This window comes from Streptosporangium sp. NPDC049644 (assembly GCF_040675205.1).
GTDB lineage: Bacteria > Actinomycetota > Actinomycetes > Streptosporangiales > Streptosporangiaceae > Streptosporangium > Streptosporangium fukuiense.
Genome location: NZ_JBFAOJ010000015.1, coordinates 79,532 through 96,249, shown reverse-complemented (window position 1 = coordinate 96,249; position 16,718 = coordinate 79,532). Strand labels below are relative to the sequence as shown.

20 protein-coding genes and 2 tRNA genes are annotated in these 16,718 nt (G+C 63.5%); 13 read left to right on the top strand and 9 right to left on the bottom strand.

Annotation, left to right across the window (positions count from 1 at the left end; translation table 11 throughout):
• Positions 1 to 18: 18 nt before the first annotated feature.
• Positions 19 to 756 carry an HAD family hydrolase gene (locus AB0J58_RS11785; RefSeq protein WP_364213686.1) on the top strand — a complete coding sequence of 246 codons (738 nt, stop codon included), beginning with the start codon at positions 19 to 21 and terminating at the stop codon, positions 754 to 756.
• A gap of 145 nt (positions 757 to 901) precedes the next feature.
• On the opposite strand, the gene AB0J58_RS11780 is transcribed toward AB0J58_RS11785, so the two are convergent.
• Complete coding sequence (locus AB0J58_RS11780) at positions 902 to 1,144, bottom strand: GntR family transcriptional regulator (protein ID WP_364213683.1); 243 nt, start codon at positions 1,142 to 1,144, stop codon at positions 902 to 904.
• Positions 1,145 to 1,989: 845 nt separating this feature from the next.
• Between AB0J58_RS11780 and AB0J58_RS11775 the strand changes: the two genes are divergently transcribed.
• From AB0J58_RS11775 to AB0J58_RS11765, 3 genes are all read left to right on the top strand, one after another.
• Positions 1,990 to 2,313 (top strand): hypothetical protein, encoded by a 324-nt coding sequence (locus tag AB0J58_RS11775; protein WP_364213680.1) that lies wholly within the window; start codon positions 1,990 to 1,992, stop codon positions 2,311 to 2,313.
• Positions 2,310 to 2,630 carry a hypothetical protein gene (locus AB0J58_RS11770; RefSeq protein ID WP_364213677.1) on the top strand — a complete coding sequence of 107 codons (321 nt, stop codon included), beginning with the start codon at positions 2,310 to 2,312 and terminating at the stop codon, positions 2,628 to 2,630. The genes AB0J58_RS11775 and AB0J58_RS11770 overlap by 4 nt, the downstream gene beginning before the upstream one ends.
• 628 nt (positions 2,631 to 3,258) lie before the next feature.
• Positions 3,259 to 3,331 (top strand) — tRNA-Ala (locus AB0J58_RS11765).
• A 61-nt stretch (positions 3,332 to 3,392) separates the two neighbouring features.
• Here AB0J58_RS11765 and AB0J58_RS11760 read toward each other — a convergent pair.
• From AB0J58_RS11760 to AB0J58_RS11750, 3 genes are all read right to left on the bottom strand, one after another.
• Positions 3,393 to 3,764 carry a tyrosine-type recombinase/integrase gene (locus AB0J58_RS11760; RefSeq protein WP_364213816.1) on the bottom strand — a complete coding sequence of 124 codons (372 nt, stop codon included), beginning with the start codon at positions 3,762 to 3,764 and terminating at the stop codon, positions 3,393 to 3,395.
• Positions 3,765 to 3,773: 9 nt separating this feature from the next.
• A complete protein-coding gene (locus AB0J58_RS11755) occupies positions 3,774 to 4,331 on the bottom strand; it encodes a barstar family protein (protein WP_364213674.1) in 558 nt (185 codons plus the stop codon).
• 278 nt (positions 4,332 to 4,609) lie between these two features.
• Entirely contained in the window at positions 4,610 to 5,224 is a 615-nt protein-coding gene (locus AB0J58_RS11750) for a hypothetical protein (RefSeq protein WP_364213671.1), read from the bottom strand.
• A gap of 221 nt (positions 5,225 to 5,445) precedes the next feature.
• On the opposite strand from AB0J58_RS11750, the gene AB0J58_RS11745 reads away from it, so the two are divergent.
• Positions 5,446 to 5,796, top strand: a complete 351-nt coding sequence (locus AB0J58_RS11745; RefSeq protein ID WP_364213668.1) for a UTRA domain-containing protein — start codon at positions 5,446 to 5,448, stop codon at positions 5,794 to 5,796.
• A 33-nt stretch (positions 5,797 to 5,829) separates the two neighbouring features.
• Here the strand turns inward: AB0J58_RS11745 and AB0J58_RS11740 are convergent, their stop codons facing one another.
• A complete protein-coding gene (locus AB0J58_RS11740; protein ID WP_364213665.1) occupies positions 5,830 to 6,204 on the bottom strand; it encodes a hypothetical protein in 375 nt (124 codons plus the stop codon).
• A gap of 344 nt (positions 6,205 to 6,548) precedes the next feature.
• Between AB0J58_RS11740 and AB0J58_RS11735 the strand changes: the two genes are divergently transcribed.
• The 3 genes from AB0J58_RS11735 (at position 6,549) to AB0J58_RS11725 (ending at position 9,359) form a co-directional block, all read left to right on the top strand.
• Positions 6,549 to 7,394, top strand: coding sequence for a hypothetical protein (locus tag AB0J58_RS11735; protein WP_364213662.1), 846 nt, complete (start codon positions 6,549 to 6,551; stop codon positions 7,392 to 7,394).
• A 706-nt stretch (positions 7,395 to 8,100) separates the two neighbouring features.
• Positions 8,101 to 8,571: a hypothetical protein gene (locus tag AB0J58_RS11730; RefSeq protein WP_364213659.1), complete on the top strand. Its 471-nt coding sequence runs from the start codon at positions 8,101 to 8,103 to the stop codon at positions 8,569 to 8,571.
• Between the two features lie 275 nt (positions 8,572 to 8,846).
• Positions 8,847 to 9,359: a DUF6461 domain-containing protein gene (locus AB0J58_RS11725; RefSeq protein WP_364213656.1), complete on the top strand. Its 513-nt coding sequence runs from the start codon at positions 8,847 to 8,849 to the stop codon at positions 9,357 to 9,359.
• Between the two features lie 121 nt (positions 9,360 to 9,480).
• Here AB0J58_RS11725 and AB0J58_RS11720 read toward each other — a convergent pair whose 3' ends face one another.
• Together AB0J58_RS11720 and AB0J58_RS11715 are read right to left on the bottom strand one after the other, a co-directional pair.
• A complete protein-coding gene (locus AB0J58_RS11720; RefSeq protein WP_364213653.1) occupies positions 9,481 to 10,038 on the bottom strand; it encodes a hypothetical protein in 558 nt (185 codons plus the stop codon).
• A gap of 662 nt (positions 10,039 to 10,700) precedes the next feature.
• On the bottom strand, positions 10,701 to 11,129 hold the full coding sequence (locus AB0J58_RS11715; RefSeq protein WP_364213650.1) for a hypothetical protein: 429 nt from the start codon (positions 11,127 to 11,129) through the stop codon (positions 10,701 to 10,703).
• 248 nt (positions 11,130 to 11,377) lie between these two features.
• On the opposite strand from AB0J58_RS11715, the gene AB0J58_RS11710 reads away from it, so the two are divergent.
• Positions 11,378 to 11,451, top strand: a tRNA-Ala gene (locus tag AB0J58_RS11710).
• Between the two features lie 240 nt (positions 11,452 to 11,691).
• Here AB0J58_RS11710 and AB0J58_RS11705 read toward each other — a convergent pair.
• Together AB0J58_RS11705 and AB0J58_RS11700 are read right to left on the bottom strand one after the other, a co-directional pair.
• On the bottom strand, positions 11,692 to 12,177 hold the full coding sequence (locus AB0J58_RS11705; protein WP_364213647.1) for a hypothetical protein: 486 nt from the start codon (positions 12,175 to 12,177) through the stop codon (positions 11,692 to 11,694).
• 299 nt (positions 12,178 to 12,476) lie between these two features.
• Complete coding sequence (locus tag AB0J58_RS11700; protein ID WP_364213644.1) at positions 12,477 to 12,761, bottom strand: tyrosine-type recombinase/integrase; 285 nt, start codon at positions 12,759 to 12,761, stop codon at positions 12,477 to 12,479.
• Positions 12,762 to 12,847: 86 nt separating this feature from the next.
• On the opposite strand from AB0J58_RS11700, the gene AB0J58_RS11695 reads away from it, so the two are divergent.
• From AB0J58_RS11695 to AB0J58_RS11680, 4 genes are all read left to right on the top strand, one after another.
• Complete coding sequence (locus AB0J58_RS11695; protein WP_364213641.1) at positions 12,848 to 13,093, top strand: hypothetical protein; 246 nt, start codon at positions 12,848 to 12,850, stop codon at positions 13,091 to 13,093.
• Between the two features lie 506 nt (positions 13,094 to 13,599).
• Positions 13,600 to 15,195, top strand: coding sequence for a hypothetical protein (locus AB0J58_RS11690; protein ID WP_364213638.1), 1,596 nt, complete (start codon positions 13,600 to 13,602; stop codon positions 15,193 to 15,195).
• Positions 15,196 to 15,782: 587 nt separating this feature from the next.
• Positions 15,783 to 16,385, top strand: coding sequence for a hypothetical protein (locus tag AB0J58_RS11685; RefSeq protein WP_364213635.1), 603 nt, complete (start codon positions 15,783 to 15,785; stop codon positions 16,383 to 16,385).
• Positions 16,386 to 16,445: 60 nt separating this feature from the next.
• Positions 16,446 to 16,631 (top strand): hypothetical protein, encoded by a 186-nt coding sequence (locus tag AB0J58_RS11680; RefSeq protein WP_364213632.1) that lies wholly within the window; start codon positions 16,446 to 16,448, stop codon positions 16,629 to 16,631.
• The last annotated feature ends 87 nt before the right edge of the window (positions 16,632 to 16,718 follow it).

Below are 16,718 nucleotides of genomic sequence, written 5' to 3'. Positions count from 1 at the left end.
ACCGATTCGGGTGCTTTCATGGTCCTTGCCCAAGATGGAGTAAAGCCCATCAGGCTTGTCTGCCTGGATCTGGCAGGCACCACGATCGGTGACGTCGCCATGGTCGAGCGGGCGTTCGCCGAGGCGATCGCCACGCAGGGCATCGTGCCCGGGACCGGTGCGTACGCTCGTGCCATGGTGCACGTGCACCGGTCCCGGGGATGCTCCAAGATCGATGTCTTCCGGGGGATCTTCCCGGACAACGAGGCCCAGGCCCAGGCGGCCAACCTGACCTTCGAGCGCTCCTACGAGGGCGCCATCGGACGCGCGGGCCTGGCTCCGCTGCCCGGAATCGTCGAGGCACTCGACAAGCTCCGCGGTGCCGGCGTCAAGATCTGTCTCACCACCGGCTTCAGCCGCGTCACGCTCGGCCGCGTGCTGGCCGCCCTGAGCTGGTCCGACAGGATCGATCTGGCCCTGTGCCCCGAGGACACCGGCCGTGGCCGTCCGATGCCCGACCTGGTGCTGGCCGCGGTGATGCGCCTCGGTATCGAGGACGTACGCCAGGTCGCCGTCGTCGGGGACTCCGAGAGCGAAATGCTCTGCGGCCGCCGTGCCGGCGCGGCGGTGGTCGCCGGCGTCCTGACCGGCGTCCACAGCAGGGAACGCCTCCTCAACGGGGGAGCCACCCACATCCTCGACTCCCTCGCCGAACTCCCCGACCTCCTCCTCGGCACCACCACCGCCGAACCTCCCTTGGCCACCGCGGCCCACTGACGGGCCACAGAGCAGCCTTAGCGGATCTCTACGAACCGGATGCCACCCCGGGTAAAAAGCTCGATGTTCCCTGTGCCCCTGTCCAACCTGCAGCGACAGGAACCTTCTGGGTAACGCCCACCTTTGATCGTCAGCAGTACTGCGGTTACTCAGGGGCGGATGAGGACTTTACGTATACGCCCATGCCCCGCACCGTCTCTACGAGTCCCTCGTCTTTGAGGACCTGAACCGCCTTGCGCAAGGTGTCGCGTGCGACCTGGAACTCTGCTTCCAACTCGACGAGGCTGGGGATCCGGCGGCCAGGCGGGATCTTTCCCGAGGCGATGCGCTGGCGCAAAATCTCGGCGATCTGCCGATAAGGCGGGATCGGTCCCTCTCTGTCGATCATGTGATGACCCTATGCGGCCACCCTCGACACCTGATAGCTACCCCAGAGGGTAGACGGGGGTAGTACACCAGGGATACGGTGCCCTTCAAACACCACGGATTCGCCAGGTGCTGAACACCGGACAGGCCCTTGATCAGGAAGAGAGCCCTGACCTGATGCCCAACCTTAGTGTTCCGGTCCTCGACCAACGGCCGGTCGGTGGCTGCGGCTGTTTCGCCGATGTGCCACCGATGCCGATGGGCTGTGCCGTCTGCGGGCACGCCCCTTACGCGCACGGCTGTCCCGACCGGCCCGCCGACCACGAGTACACCCAGCCCTCCGGTGACCTGCTGGACATCCGTCTACGGGCCCGTCGTACCGGAGATTGTTCTCCGCGCTGCTTCGACCCACCTGCTCCCACGACCCCGGCCAAGACGATCCCGCCGATCTCCACCCAGGAGGTCCCCGTCGAGGTGGTTGCACCGGTATCCGCTCAGCAGCGTGTCGATTCGGCCCCGGCCAAGAGGATTTCGTCGGTGCCCGCGCAGCGTCGTCCCGAGCAGAGCCCGCCCGTCGAGCCTCCCTTACCGGCACCGCCTCGACCGATACCTTGCCGTCCGCGTCCGGCGCCTCCGTCGGGGTCTGCTCTCATCAGGCCGCCCCGGCTGGGCTACCGGCGTCGCCTCGCGTCCCGCCCGAGGCGAAGAACCACCTGCGCACTGAACCGCTCGGCGGTCATCCCGTCTTCGTACCGGCCACCCGGCCGGTACGGCGAACCCCTCCAGATCCTTCCCCGCTTCATGAAGCAGGCCCGTCCACCGCTGGAAACGACCGGACGGGCCCTTGATCGGATCGAGGTCCAATCAGTGAGAGATGGTAGTTCCACCCACCCAGAGCCCACCAGCCCCAAGACGACGATTCCCGGCTGGCGGCTGATCCTCAGTGACGCCGGACGGCTGTGGGCCAGCCGGGAGAAGCCCTTCTCCCCGGTGGCCACTCATGCCGGGGCCGAGCGGACCGTCGACGGCGACAGCCTGGAGGCGTTGCGGGCCGAGACCGACCGGCAGGAGACCTTCGCCCGCGAGGCGGAGGAACAGGCGGCACGCGAACAGGAGACGCGGGAGCAGAAGCAGGAGATACGAGATCGGGAGACGCCGGAGCGGGAGCAGGCCGGGCAGGTGATCGCATGATCCGCCGCTGTCTGGCCCGCGCCCAAGGCCGTCACCGCGACGGCCAGGACGCCGCCGCTCCGGTCCCGGAGTACACCTGGGACCACGAGGCCCGAGCCGAGGCCGCGATGCTGGAGATCACCCGGCCCGGCTGGGCCGTCCTGTACGGCACCGGCAGTCGCCTCTTCCACGCCATCGCCACCTGGCCCACCCCCGAACCGCTGCTCCTGTGCGACCGGACCATCGAGGGTCTCAAGGCCCAGATGCGTGAAGCCGAAACGACCATGCTCCACCGCTGGGCCCTCACCTCCGGCTCGGCCGGCATCGGCCACTTCTGAGCGGGCACGGCGACCCCATCCCTTCCCCGGTCCAGGGCCGCCGCGCCGCCCAAGTCGTACCGCGTGAGGGTGAAACGCGGTGCGTGACGCGGGCGGGCCGCCCACCCGGCCCGCCCGCGTCCTCCAGACAGGAGCCCCCGCGATGAACCCCCCGCAACAGAACCCGCTCACCGCACTGCGGCAGGCGTTCCCCGGCTGGTACATCGACCACGACACCGTCCTCGGCCGCTGGATCGCGACCTCTCACCACCCAGGAGACCAAGGCCGGCGCCAAGCACTTCCTCCAATGCGCCTGCCCCGAACGGCTCGGCATCGCGCTGACCGGCCAGACGGAACTCACGCGTACCGCTCGCTGAACCGGCGCGGCGAGTGCGGCCCGCCTCCGTGGCGTACTCGCCGCGCCAACCCACTCCCACGATCCAGGCTCGCTCGCTCGGCTCGAGCCCATGCGAAACCGCTCGATCCGCTCAATGGGGTCCGGCCTCGTGCTCTGAGACCGTTCGCGACCTCCGGCTTTCTCACCCGGCGCGCATGCCGCGCCCGCCCAGTCCAAGTGGCGTAGGAGCCGGTCCTGTTGCTACGGTGTACGACTGAAGCAGGCCGCCTCCCAGACAGCGGCCTGAATCTCGGGGCCTTAGCTCAGTTGGCAGAGCGCCTGCTTTGCAAGCAGGATGTCAGGAGTTCGAATCTCCTAGGCTCCACTCCCTCTCGGACACGAAAAAGCCCGGGTCAGGAATGCTGCCGTAACCTGGGCTTCGATCTTCATCGGGCCTTCTTCCGTGCCCGTTGCGTGCCCGATCCCTTCTTGGGCGCCTCACGGGCGAGGTCGTCGAGCTTGCGGGCCACCTTCCGCCGTCGTTCGTGGGTGGAGTGCTGATAGATCATCGCGACTCGCGTGCTGGAGTGGCCCATGCGCTCCATCAGCTCCCGGATCGGCGCCCCGGCGTTCGTGGCGAGGGTGTTGCCGGTGTGCCGAAGGTCGTGAGAGTCAAGCGGCGGCGCGCCGCGTCGCCGTACCCGGCCATCTGCCGCCCGCCGTCCGGGTGTGCGGCGTGGGCACCGGTCCCGGACGGCGGCGCCCCGGGCCGTAGCCGCACCGCGTCCCCGCCATACCGCCGCAACCCATCGTGTCAGGCAACTCGCTCAAGCACCGAAGACAGGTGGCCTCCTCAAGCCCCGTCTGTCCTCACGCCATTCCCTGTCGTTCCACCTCGCATAGGCTCCGCCCAGAGGACCGAACATGATGCGAGGATCATCGGACTGCACCAGGCAGAACATCCGGTGCCCCATCAACATCGCCGTCCACGAGCTACAGGCGATGATATCCAGGACCATCTCGGCGACCTCGGGAAAGCACGCTGCGAACTTGTCGTAACCGATCAGTACCAGAACCAGGCCGGTCGCCTCCGGTCGAACCCCGTAGTCACAGACCGCGACATCACTCAGGCAGTCATCGAGCGCCATCAAGCTGCGCCCGTAGTAGGCCGGGAAACTGAACGCCGAGGCGAAGTCCCGGTGCAGGTCACCTTCCTCCAGCCAGCCCGAGGCATCCAGACGGACCACCTGATAGCCATGAGCAGTCAGCCAATCGATCGCCTCGTCCAAAATCGCCTGAGACCAGAAGAGTGTCACCGGCGAGCCCGCCATCAGGCGGTAGTCCAGGAGATGAGTGGATCGGGCATCCTGATCGAAGACTGCCATGATCGGTAAGATTAGTCACTGCTGGAGCAATACCGTCATCCAACGGAAGACCACGCCTCCGACCGGGGCACTCCGACTTCGGGATGATCATCAAAGGTAAGGGCCAGGTTCGTAGTTCTCAGATCGTGCCACTCGCGTGCCAGTAAGGCCGGGGAACAGGGGGACTCACGGCCACTCGACCCGTCCTTCCGCCGGTCAACGTTTCCCCGGCTCAGGAGCCAGGCGCGATAGAGACTTCCCAAGCTGACGGTCCGGCAGGGTTGACAATGGGTTCCTGATCAGCAGTAGGTCGGATCCTGACCCTCGCGATCGAACCTCTCCCGGGAGATCACCTTGTCCGCAAAGACGATCTCTGAGTCCACTCCGTTGACATCTGGAGTCTTCAACGGGACGCTCTCTCCTTGCTGAACGAGAACCTGGCCCGGTTTGAGCTTTGCCAAGTCGGCTGCCCGGAAGCTGACATGGCCGGTATTGACCTGGCTGTTTCCCCTCCCTTGGAAGCCGAACGCGGTGTAGGTGATCCCGGGTTTCAAGACGACTGGTCCTGGATCCGCCCTCCAGCCATCGGCCGGAGCGTCGAGACGAACCGACGCGCTCTGTCCGTCCAGATCCGATGCGATGAACCTCGCGTCATCGACGATGCGAGTAGATGGCTCAATGCTTGGAGTGGCCGAACGGCGGCCTGTAGTGCTGGCGGCTGGCGCGCTGGAGTACGGTTCGTCGTGGTAGATGATCACTCCATCCGGCGTTGCGCCATCGCACCATGCCAAGACGATGATGGGGTGGCCTTCTGTGTCGACGCTGAATCCGGTCGCTCCCTTCACGGGAGGCGTGCAGGCCACCACACCCATCACGATCATGACCGTCAATGTGATCTTCAGCCATCGCCGCATGCCCTCAGAGTAAGAAGCATCAGCCCTGCACCATAGCCGAATGATCTTATCGGAGCCCGACCGTTACGAGGAGGACGGGGAATGGGGACGGGCTACGTGGTACGCCGCCACAGGTGTAGGCGTGATCGTCGGGTTATTGAGGACGGTCAACCGGGGGCAATCACAGTCACTCGCAGGGAGCCTCGGCCCGCCTGGAGATCAACTCCTACACCAACGCCGACATGCTCCCCGACTGGGACGCCCCCAAGCGCTTCCACCGGTACAGCAAGCGGCCCGCGTTCTTCTGCCAGACCCTCATCCGCGAACACGGCCCCGTCCGCTGGACGACCCTGACCACCTCCCGCATCGCCTACGAAGACGAACGCGCCCGCCTGGGCATGGACTACGCCGAAGCGATCCTCATCATCCGCCGCACCATGGCCGACCAGAACGGCCACCCGATCGAGGTCACCGAGGTCAAGGCCCCCGCCAACCGCTACGAGATCGGCTACAGCGCCGAACTCGCCGACGACACCAGCGCGGTATTCACCCCCGAAGAACTCGCCGACAACGGCATCGCCCTCATGATCTAGCGCAACACCAAGGGAGATCTCTCGGCGGACCCGCTACCTCCCCTCGGAGCCGTCCTCCTTGCGCTGCTCAGCCCGGTACTCGTCCAGGAAGGCGAAGAACGACTCCAGTGGTGTGGTTCCCGGTTCCACCTGACGTTCGATATCGGCTGCCCAGCCCAATGCGCTCGACCGGCCATAGCGAGCGAGCCATTCGGAGAAGGGGCCGTTCGGCCACAGGTCGAACCGCTCCTCGACACCATGAACATCCAGCGCGAGCTTGTACCCGACCAGCATCGTTTCCAGCTCCCGGAGGGAGCCGTTGCGAATCCACATCCCTGGTCGCCGTCGAAGCTCATCGAGGAAGCCGTACACGTCTCGCCACTCAGATACAGGCTTGACTTGTGGCGACGGTGTCTCCTCATCTGGCATGGCTCCACACTACTGATCATTAGTGGCTCAGAGTTTCTTTACTGGTTCAAGGCGACCCGCCTGCAGCGGCTCGCCGCGCGCCGGGCGGTCGCTGGCCCGGCATGCGGCCCTCCGGCCGGTCCGGGCCAGCGCCGCCCACGCGCCACAGTCCTCAAAAAGCGGAAGTGCCGCCTTATGACCACGCCGAACGCGGACTTTGCAGGTGAACGTAAGCAAGCTGAGCGAGTAACTGTGTGGTGGAAGGTGATGTGAGATGGCAGGGGGTGAACTGCCACTCTTTTATGCCTATTTGACCCTATGATCAGGTTCGACATGTCTGCTTCCCGACAAGGAGTGAACCATAGATGGAGGACTGGATCGATGAGCCGATTGTGGATCCGATCGTTTCGGAACTAGATCGGCAGAAGATCATCAGTATGCCCGTCCTCCTACACAGATCCTCCGAGCTTTCCTCGAGAACAAGGCGCTTTTTCACTATCAGTGGATCCATTACTGGAGTGATCGGAGCATTTCTGGCTGGTATAGCCATCCAGTCCGATTCCCAGCCTGTGGCCTTTGTGTCCGTTCTGGCTTTTATCATCGCTGGCCTCTTTGTCAACATTGGACGCCCTAGCCTCACTGCGCGACTGCAACATCTCTATGGGGACTGCTACATAATTCCAGCGGATCTAGATGACAATGCTTTAGGTCTGATCCGTCGTGCGCGGAAAGCGATTGAGAGCGTATCTGCATCTAGAGTAAATCGCTTGGGGCTGCTTGACGACATAGCCAACGATGTCGTTCTTCCAGAAAAACTCTGGGACATCGCCCGCCTTCTCCATACACAGGTGGCATTGCGGGCGGAGCAGGACGAGGCGATGAGCGAGGTGGTAACGCCCGAACTGATGGCAGTCATCGCTCCGCAGCGGGAAGCCCTGGATCGCTCGATAACGTCAGTCACCAAGCAGGTCGTTGAACTCGAAGATTATGCCAATCGTGTTCAGGAGGCTGACGCGGCGCTTCGGGCTCATGAGCTGTTGAAGAGCAACGATAAGTATCGAGACCTCTTGGCCCAGACTGACGATGCTCAGGGTCTCCTGAGTCTCACCGAACACGTCAATGTGCTCGAAAGCACGCTCGCTAAAAATTTGCGAGACGCGATTAATGCAGGCCAGATCCTAGTAGTCCCAGGGGATACCACCGCAGTATGAATCAAGGCATATATCATTCTTTTTAATGAGATAATCTGGTTTCCGTAGCTCGCCGCTATTCATATCTAGTCGTCCCCGGCAATCACATATCATCTGCCGCTGCGACCGCCGGCCCAATCGCTTCGCGGCCCCTTCGGGGTGGGACGAGGCAGACGGGAAGATCCGGCGAGAAGGGGCGTGCGTACGCATGGTCTATCCCTTTGCCGGCCTCACACACCAATTGGATGCTCAGCGCATGAGTGAACAAGAAGGTCCTGCCGCACGTCAGGGGAAGGCAATTGACGGTATCCAAGCAGTGGACGGGTGGGGGAACGCAGCTCTTGCCCTGAGCGCAGCAGTTCCCATCCTCGGCTTCATCTTCGAAGAAGAGCTCACTACTAACGCCCTCCTTGGAGCGCTCATCTTCGCGACCGTCGGAATTGGGCTACGTATTGAGGCAGCGATCAAGAGTTGTAGGTGACGTGCCACTCGCGTGCCAGTAAGGCCGGGGAACAAGAGGGAATCACGGGGACTCACGGACAGGGGAAGGCCGCCTCTCACCTGCACCACAGCACTTCAGGGAGCCGTGTGCCGAAATCTTCCAAACTGGTGATGTGCTACTGAAATCGAGATTGCTCCCATGACCGCCATGTACGTCGGCCACATCCATTTACGGGAGTGAACCCACGGCCTTCAAACGCAACGAGTGGACTGGCATGATGTAGGCATGATCGAGAAGCAGCCCGAGGCCCCTCACCGGTACCAGAAAAAAGCATCACGGTTCCGGACGTTCATCGTGTGCTCCGTCACTGCAGGCTTGGTACTCATCGGCGGCCTGTTCTTGCTTAATCGTGACGATTCTCAGCAGACAGACATGTCCACCGTGCTCCATCAGATCCGTTCGGGCAATGTCTCGACCGCCAGGCTCATCGACGCCGAGCGGAGAATCGAGATTACTACGATGGACAAGAAGCATTTTCACTCTTATTGGAGCGAGGTCGGCGATCAAGGCTCAGAGCTTGCCGACGAACTCCAGAAGGTCATGCCTCCGGACGGCTACACAGTCGAGGTTCCCAAACGCTGGGGATGGTTCTCACCGCTTGGGGTCGCCAGGTACCAGGGTTGCACTTCGGGTTGCAATACAGGGGCGTTCAGGGCCGTTCAGAATGGACCGCATACACCCCATGACCTGCGTTGAACTACCTGGAACAGTCCAAGGCCAATCTTTTGATCCGCAGGTTTCTGATTCGACCTGCATAGATCCTTTTATCCTGGCGCTGCAGCTCATCGGTGATCAGGGCAAGGAACAGAGCACTGTCAGGCAAGCCGCTGGGTGACCTTGCTCAGTCCGAGGTACCCCAGGTCAACCACGTTCGCGACGCCGGGCACATGAGGCCGAGAAGGCCGATCACGGTTTCGTCAGACCCGCATGCCAGGATTTCTCTGATCTAACCGGGAGAGAGCAGGATTCTCGTGAGCGTCTACAGCTGGCTTGATGACGATGCGTTCTGCGCAACGCACGTCCGCGGCCTCACCCCGCATGAGGCGCTGGCTCGCCTCGGTATTGAGGTGTTCGACGGTGATGACGAGAAAGGCGAGATAGAGGAAGGTCTCATCTGCGCCCATCCGGCCGAGGGCGGCACCATTCTGGGCGAGTGGAACGGCTTCGCCGGCACATTGGACGAGGTGCTGCGCCCCTTGTCGGCAGGAACGGTCACGGCAAGCGTCTTTGTCAACGTGAACAGGGTCGCGTCCTTCGACCACTATGCGGACGGTCGCAAGCTCCTGTCTTTCGACCCGCTGATTCCCCATGAGACGGACAACATCCAGACGGACTACCTGGCCGACCGGATCGAGCTCGGCCTGGTCCATGGGAACTCGGGGGGCGGGCTTGCCGCGGCGCGACGGCTGGCCGAGCGCATCACCGGGGTCCGGCCGAACGCTTCCAGTCACATCGTGACCGCCCACGGCATCCTTGAGTACTGAGACTTGTCAGCCTCACGTACCAGGTGTCGTGCGCGCGGTCGCCCAGTGGTTTGCCGAACGGTGCTCTGTTCCTTCTGCTGCCCGCCGAGGAGGGAGGGCAACCCCTAAACCGCTATACCGCTCACCATTCATCCCACCCTGACCACCTGTACCAGGGGCCGACAAGTGGGTCGAGATTCTCCACATCGTCCCCAGGCATCTGGCCTGCGGGGCTCCACACGAAGCCTGCCGAGGTGCGGATCAGCCAGTCATCGACCGAGAATCGAGCACCGCCGCCAGGGGTCGACTCTGACCAGCAGACGCGATAGAGGCCAACGTACCGGCACTCGTGCGATACCTGCCCGCTCTTGGCGACAGTCTCGGCGAAGGCTGTCAAGGCGGGCTGCGACAACGCAAATCGTGCGTAGAACGGTGCATCGACGATGATTGAGAGGACGACGCCGCCAAGAATCATCCATGGCACGAACCATTGTCGTATGTGCGCGGACACCGCGTTGGAGTCCGTTATCGCCGCGACGATGATCCGTGTGATCCACACTAGGAAGAGCACGCCACCCGCGAAGAAAGCGAAAAGGAGCAACTCGACGTACAGGTAGGGCGCGCTGGCCCACCACAGACACACGAGCGCCGTGAGCGAGAATGCCGTGAGTAACGGCCATCCGGGTGGCTTGGCGATCATGGCGTTACCTTAGTGTCCCGCCAGACAACACCAATAGCCCGCATGATGAGCCCTCGGTGGCGTACTACCGGATGTGGCTCACCACGCATGACGGCGATGGTCAAGCGGCGCTCCGCGCCACCTCGCGCCCCTGCACTCGCTCGGCAGCCGGGCAATGGCCGGGAGGTCGGCCCCCGCGGACTCAGGACTCCAGGCCGTGCACCGAGCCCGGCGCTCGGCTTACCTGACCGGCGACAGCGTACGGTAAACGCCAACGGGTTCAGCGCCTGAGCTCTTTCAAGTCAGCATCTCTGAGTGACCGACTGGGTGACGACGACCCTGGACAAGGCCGGACGACGGTGGACCACCGTGGACCGTATGCGCAGGTGGAAGCGGGTGTCACCCATGGTCCCGCCCCCACCGGGTTTGCTTCGCAAGCAGGATGTCAGGAGTTCGAATCTCCTAGGCTCCACGTCACAGGCCACCTCTCGTGATCAGGAAGTGGCCTGTGCGATCTCGTGCAGCAGCGAAATACACCAACGGCGACGAATCCAGCTGCTCACCGAGCCGTTTGAGAGATCGGGAGCTGTGGAATTTGAACCCGGGATAAAGCAGGCTTCTGGGCCGCTTGAGAGCGGTAGAGCCGGCCGCCTCGCTGAGTGAGGCGGCCGGCTCGTTCCACGTCAGGCCGGGATCTGCTTCTCGTGCCAGGTGTAGTAGAGGTAGGTGCTGCCGGGCCCGGTCAACGTGCCGTAGACCTGCCAGAAGCTGTTGGCGCCGAGCGAGTAGCGGAAGACCTTGTCCCCGGGCCGGTCGTCCACGAACACACTCTGTAACCCGTTGGACCAGATCCGTACCTCGATCGTGAATGTCGAGGTGTCCGGGATGTCGAGGCAGACCTCGTACGTGTACGCCGACGGGCCGCCGATGTTGTAGCTGTGACCGTCCACCGCGGGCCTCTCGACGTTGGTGGGGACGTAGCTATTCAGGACCCGGGTGTACCCGCCCGTGGCGCAGTCGATTGCGGAGGTGGCTGCGGACGCGGGACTGATGCCGGTGAGCGTGGCACCGAGGACGCCGGTGGCGACGAGAATGGAGATGGTGCGCTTCATGCCTCTCCTCATCCGTGCGGTGACTCTCCAACCAAGTAGTTGAAGGCTGAACTGATTCTGGCTCGGTTGCCGTATCTGGACAAGTCCGGGCAAGAATCCGTGCATTTTCGAGTCAAGCGGGTCGCGTTCAGTCCTTCATCGATGAACTCGGCCTATGTGTTCTCGGTGAAAGCGCGGTTCGCGAGGGCGCAACATCACCTCGTGCGGGCACACGCAGCCGAGCCGCGACCACCTATGGAGCAGGGCGAGGAGCCCTCTATGCCGCGACCGGCTCCCGTTCGCAAGCGGGATGTCAGGAGTTCGAATCTCCTGGGCTCCGCCAATTCAAACGCACTCTCACCGAAGGTCGTCGGCGAGAGTGCGTGACTGTCCGAGTGACTACGATTATCGGTATTTCGGCGTCGGCAAGCTGTCTGCAGATGCTGCCTCAGCGAAGCCGCACGGTGCCTTTCCAGAAGTGGTCCAGCGTGATAGCGAACGTTCGGCTGCCATTCTGTGCGGACGGGGTTGTGTCCCAGTTGCATACGCCGGGTGGCGGTGTGCTCGCGGCTTTTCCGACGGCTCAGTTGTAGGGGTTGTCGTAGGTCACGGATTTGGTGCGGCTGTTGTAAGTGTTGCCGGGATAGAACCAGCCGCCCGTCACGTACAAGGTGACGTTCGTCAGGGTGGTGGAGTGGGTGTATTCACCGTCGTAGAGGAATAGCGACAACTGGCACCCGGGGGGAGCGGCTGCCGTGCCCGTCTGGGTGGGATAGAGGACGGTGCTGCCGTTGACGGAGACGTAGAAGTTCGGCATGGGGTAGGAGCCGCTCCCCCAGCACAGCCGGAGCGCGTACCTGAACTTTGTGTTCCCGTCGTCGAACGCCAGCGTGCCGGTCAGCTGGGCGAGCATGATCGACGGGCCGGCGTTCGAGGTCACCGTGATGGACACGGTCTGGTCTGGGCCGTAGGCGGCGTGCGCGGGAGTGACGGGCACCAGGATTGCCGCGAGCGTTGCGAGGACGATGGCGACAGAGCTGGCCGCACGACGTGCTTTGGAATGTGCCAATTCCAACCTCATCTCTTCATGATGTCGGCGGAGCACACAGGAGATTATTGTCGGGGCCTACAGGCGTCCAGAGAGACGATTGGGAGCCACTGATTCGGCCCGGCGTTAACTTGTTTCCATGGCAGCTCTCGCGAAGGTAAGCCAGGCGTGCCACCAGGTCGGGGATTAGTCCTGCGGAGCCGTAATACCGGCGTGACGGGTGAAATTTTCATTCCACCGGGACGCGGTCGACTCCGGCACCGGAGGCGGCCGGACCGGTGTGATCGTCTTCTGGCTTTCCCTGCAGTGCTCATAGCCTCTCACCCGCCTCCGAAGAGACCGTCCATCGCCGTCGCGCCCTCCTGCATGACGGGCCGGACCTGGAGACGGTAGACCGTCTCGGTGACCACGGTGTTGGCGTGGCCGACCAGGCGAGAGATGTGCTCGATGGGCACGCCGGAGTCCGATAGCAGCGAGACGAAGCTGTGCCGCATCTCCCGGGGCGCCCACTCCGTGTCGACCAGCCCGGCTTCTTTGAGGATCTTCCGTAAGTCCCGCCGGACGTTGCCGGCGCTCAGCGCGGCCCTGTTCTTCGTGCAGAACACCAGCCTGCCGGTTCCGCCATGGTCGGTGGTTCCGCTGGTGAGCCCGTCGTTCTCCCAGAGTTTGTTCGTAGATCACGCTGCGGCTCATGGTCTCGCAGACGCGATACAGCCGCGTCTGCCAGTTCGCTCGCGCCAGGCGGATCCTCGGCTCCCGCCTGACCGTGCAGCCTTCTGAAGGTGGAGACGAGGTCGACATCACGGTGGCATGCCGAGGACTCGATGATGTGCACCAGCTGCTGCAATTCGCAGACGGCCTCACCGTGATCGATCCCCTCGAAGCTCGCGACCGGATCCGCGAGATCGTGGCACGGATCCTTCACCAGTACTCGTAGGATCCGCCGAGTACGAACTGGAGCTGTGCGCCGAACGCCAAGCCGAAGGCATCGTCGTGACTGAGCTGGGCCAGGGAACTCCTTGGCAAGATTCGCCGAACACTATCCGTAGCCATGAGGCCAAGGGTTTGTCCTGCGAAACTCAGTAATTCCGGGTCGACGTCGTGCTGTCACGGTTTGGTGTCGATCACGCGTTGTCGGCCTGGGCTTATTACGAAGGGTGATGCTCTTCGGCAGCTCGACTGTGTCTCGTGTTCGCGCTGTTCATCCAGGTAAGGAGGCCATCGGTCAATCGAATTCATGTTCTAGAAAGCCTGGGGCATCACTAAACGTCGATCTTGACCCCAGGGGCATTTCTCTGGCTTGATCAGGGCGCTTTGCTTCTTTCTCACTCCCCAAGAGCGGAGACCCATGTGCGCCCCTTACCTGTGGCACGCCCTCATCCCGCGGCATCGCTGCTCACTCGGCTCGTACGCCAGTCAGTAAGTCTCGTTTCGATCTTCGCTATGGCGGCCGCACTCCTCACGGCCCTGGCTCCGGCTACCTCAGCTGCCGATTCCATGACGGATCTCGGGGTGGACTGGTCCTCTAGGCCCGGTGATCTCGCTGTTGGCAACGGGAAAGTCTTCGTTGCCAACGGAGACCGGATTGTCGTTGTGGGCACCAACGGCGAACTCATGAGCGCGATCACCGGGCTGTCCGACGCCTATGGTCTGGCAATGGCGTCGGACGGCGCTCACCTCTACGCAGCGTTGATCGGCCCCAGACAGGTGATCGAGATCGACACCGCCACACTACAGATCACTCGGCGGATCGATCTTGGCGCCTACCCGTGTCCGACGAACCTGACACTGGCCGGCGACCGGCTGTGGGTAGGGTACGGCTGCCTACTCGCCTACGATGGCGGCGTCCTCGGACTTGATCTGTCAGTGGCAACGCCGGAGCCGGTCGCAGTCGCATCCGACCTCAGTGGTCCTCCGGTTGTCGCAGCCGGGGGGGACACGTTGGCGGTCGGGGAGACGGGGGTAAGCCCGTCTGACCTGTTTGTTTACGACGTGAGTGGAACTCCCGCATTGCGCGGCGAGATCGACGGTCACACCTACGACACGTCTAGTCCCATTGAGCTCGTCGTCACGCCCGACGGATCGAACGTGCTTTCGGCATCGGCCGCCCCCTACCACTTCGAGAGGTGGGACGCCGTCAGCCTGACGAGGGTACGTTCCTATGGTGAGGAGCCGGGCTTCCCAGGTTTTCCGATGGCCATCGCGATCAGCCCGGACGGAAGCCAAATCCTGGGTGGGCGCAGATACGGCACCGATATCACGTTGTACGACGCAATGACGGGAGCGAAGATCCAGGAGGAGGATACGGAGGTCGGCGACCTGGTCGCGGCAAATATCGCATTCTCGGGTACGGACGTCTTCGCCGTGCTGAGGTCGTCTTACGACCGGCTCCACCTTTGGCGGCTCGAGGGCTTCGCCCGCCCGGCTTCCACGCTGACATTGACTGCTCCATCCGACCCGTTTGTGAACCGGCCGCTCACTCTGACCGGCCAGCTTGAGCTTCCCGGCGGGTCGGCTCCCGGTGCGCAGCCGCTCACGGTGACCCGTCGCTTGCCCGATGGAACCAGCGAGACACTCAACGGGGTGACGACTGCTGCGGACGGTACCTTCACCGTCACCGACACTCCCGCGATCGGCGGCGAATACGCTTATACCGTGCTCTGGGACGGAAACGCCGATTTCCGCGGAACTAAGACATCGGTGACCGTGACAGTCAACTACGCGCCCTCCCTCACACTGACGGGTCCAATCCGCGGATCCGTCGGCATGACACTGACCTTCAGCGGGGCGCTTCGGTTCGACGGCCTGAACTCCACAGACGGCTTCAGTCTCACGGTGCGGCGAACCGTGAGCAACGGCAACGGCACCGTCACCACCACTCTGCCGTCGTCCCACCCAAACAGTGACGGGACGTACCGCTTCACTGACAGGCCAATGGAACATGGCAAGTACGTGTACACGGTTGAATGGCCCGGAAGCGAACTCTTCGCGCCAGCTAAGGCGAAGCACAAAGTGCGCATCCATAGAGTCAGCGGATAGTTGCTTACTGGCGATATAGCGAGCGCCGCTCGGCTTCAGCTCCGAGCGGCGCCGACGCGGTCGCCTTCCGCGAGTCCTCCCCTGTCCGAGATAAGCTGCCTGAGAAGCTGCGTCCCGTCGTCGAAAAGCGGATGCGTGAGGCCTATCACGCCGACACCCCGCTGGTGGCCGAGTAGGAGTATGACCAGTTGCTCTACTGCTGGATGTGCGCCTGACCGGGGTGGCCGCCGAGAGATCAGCCAGGCTGACCGTCGGGCCGTCAGCGTGCCGTTAAGAGGGTGGCGGCGGTCTGTCATGGTCACTCGTGGGGAGCCCTCCGCCCAACTCACGACTCGATTCCAGGCCGTCGCCGGGGCCGTTCCGTCGGTAACCGCCGCGCCGGTCCGGTCGTTCGGGTGCTCCATGTCGGCCATCAGGCGACCTGTCCTTTCCTGAGCGTGACGGCGGCGATCAGGGCATCTGGCGCCGCTTCGGGGACGCGGACGCTGTGGCCGACATGGACGAAGGTGCTGCGCCGCCTTCGGTTGATTTTGTCGCAAGCTTTGACTCATTGTATTGATACAAAGCTTGCGACATTAGGAGAGGGTATGTCGAGCAGACCGTTACCGGATGCCGACCCCCCGGTGCCTCCGGAGGATCTTCGGCAGGCGGGTGCGTGGCTGGCGTGGCACGGGCTGGCCGATGCCAGGCCGACACCGTTGCTGGCCACGCGTCTGGCGGTGCGGCGACGCGCACGCCTGGCAGGTCACGTCATGCTGGCCGTATTGATCATGGCGGCCGCGCTCGCGCAGGTCTACGGCCGGCCTGCCACTTCCGCCTACGGCGGTTTCTGGCCGCACCCCCCGATGCCGTTGCTGCTCCTGACGGCGTCGGTGGTCGGATTTTTGCTGGTCCGGCTGCTGCTCGACCGGCGTGCCGGCGCGACGCTGTATCTCGCGGCCGACCTCGGCCTGGCCGTCAACACGGTCGGCAGGGCTTACCGGGAGCTGGAGGAGGACGGACTGATCGAGACCCGCGGGCGGGCGGGTTCGTTCGTGTCGGCCGCCGGCGAGGAGGGGCGCGAACGGGCACGCCAGGCCGCCGCCGACTATGCGGCTGTGATCGCCAGTGTCGGCATCGACACCGGTGAGGCGATCCGCATAGTTCAGGCCGCGCTGACGCCCGGTGGGGCAGCATCGGCCTCTGTGTGACTCACCACGGGGTGAACTTCCGGCGACCGGTACTACTTCGTCGCGTCATACAGTGCCGTCATGGACGAGCCGCTCCACACGGCAGACGACCAGCCTTCTGTCACCTGCCCCGCATGCGGAGCCGGACCCGAGCAGTCCACCGACCCAGACCGCATGTGGACCGGCATCTGCTACTGCGGGCATCCCAGGTTCTACGACCACAAGCATCACGAGCCGCTGAATTCGATGCCTCCGGCTCCGGGATGATCGCCGCCCGGCCCTGGAGTCCGTAGACGGCCGAGGAGGAAGCCAGATCATCCCGTCGCCATCGCCCCTGGATGAGCCAGGCGGGTC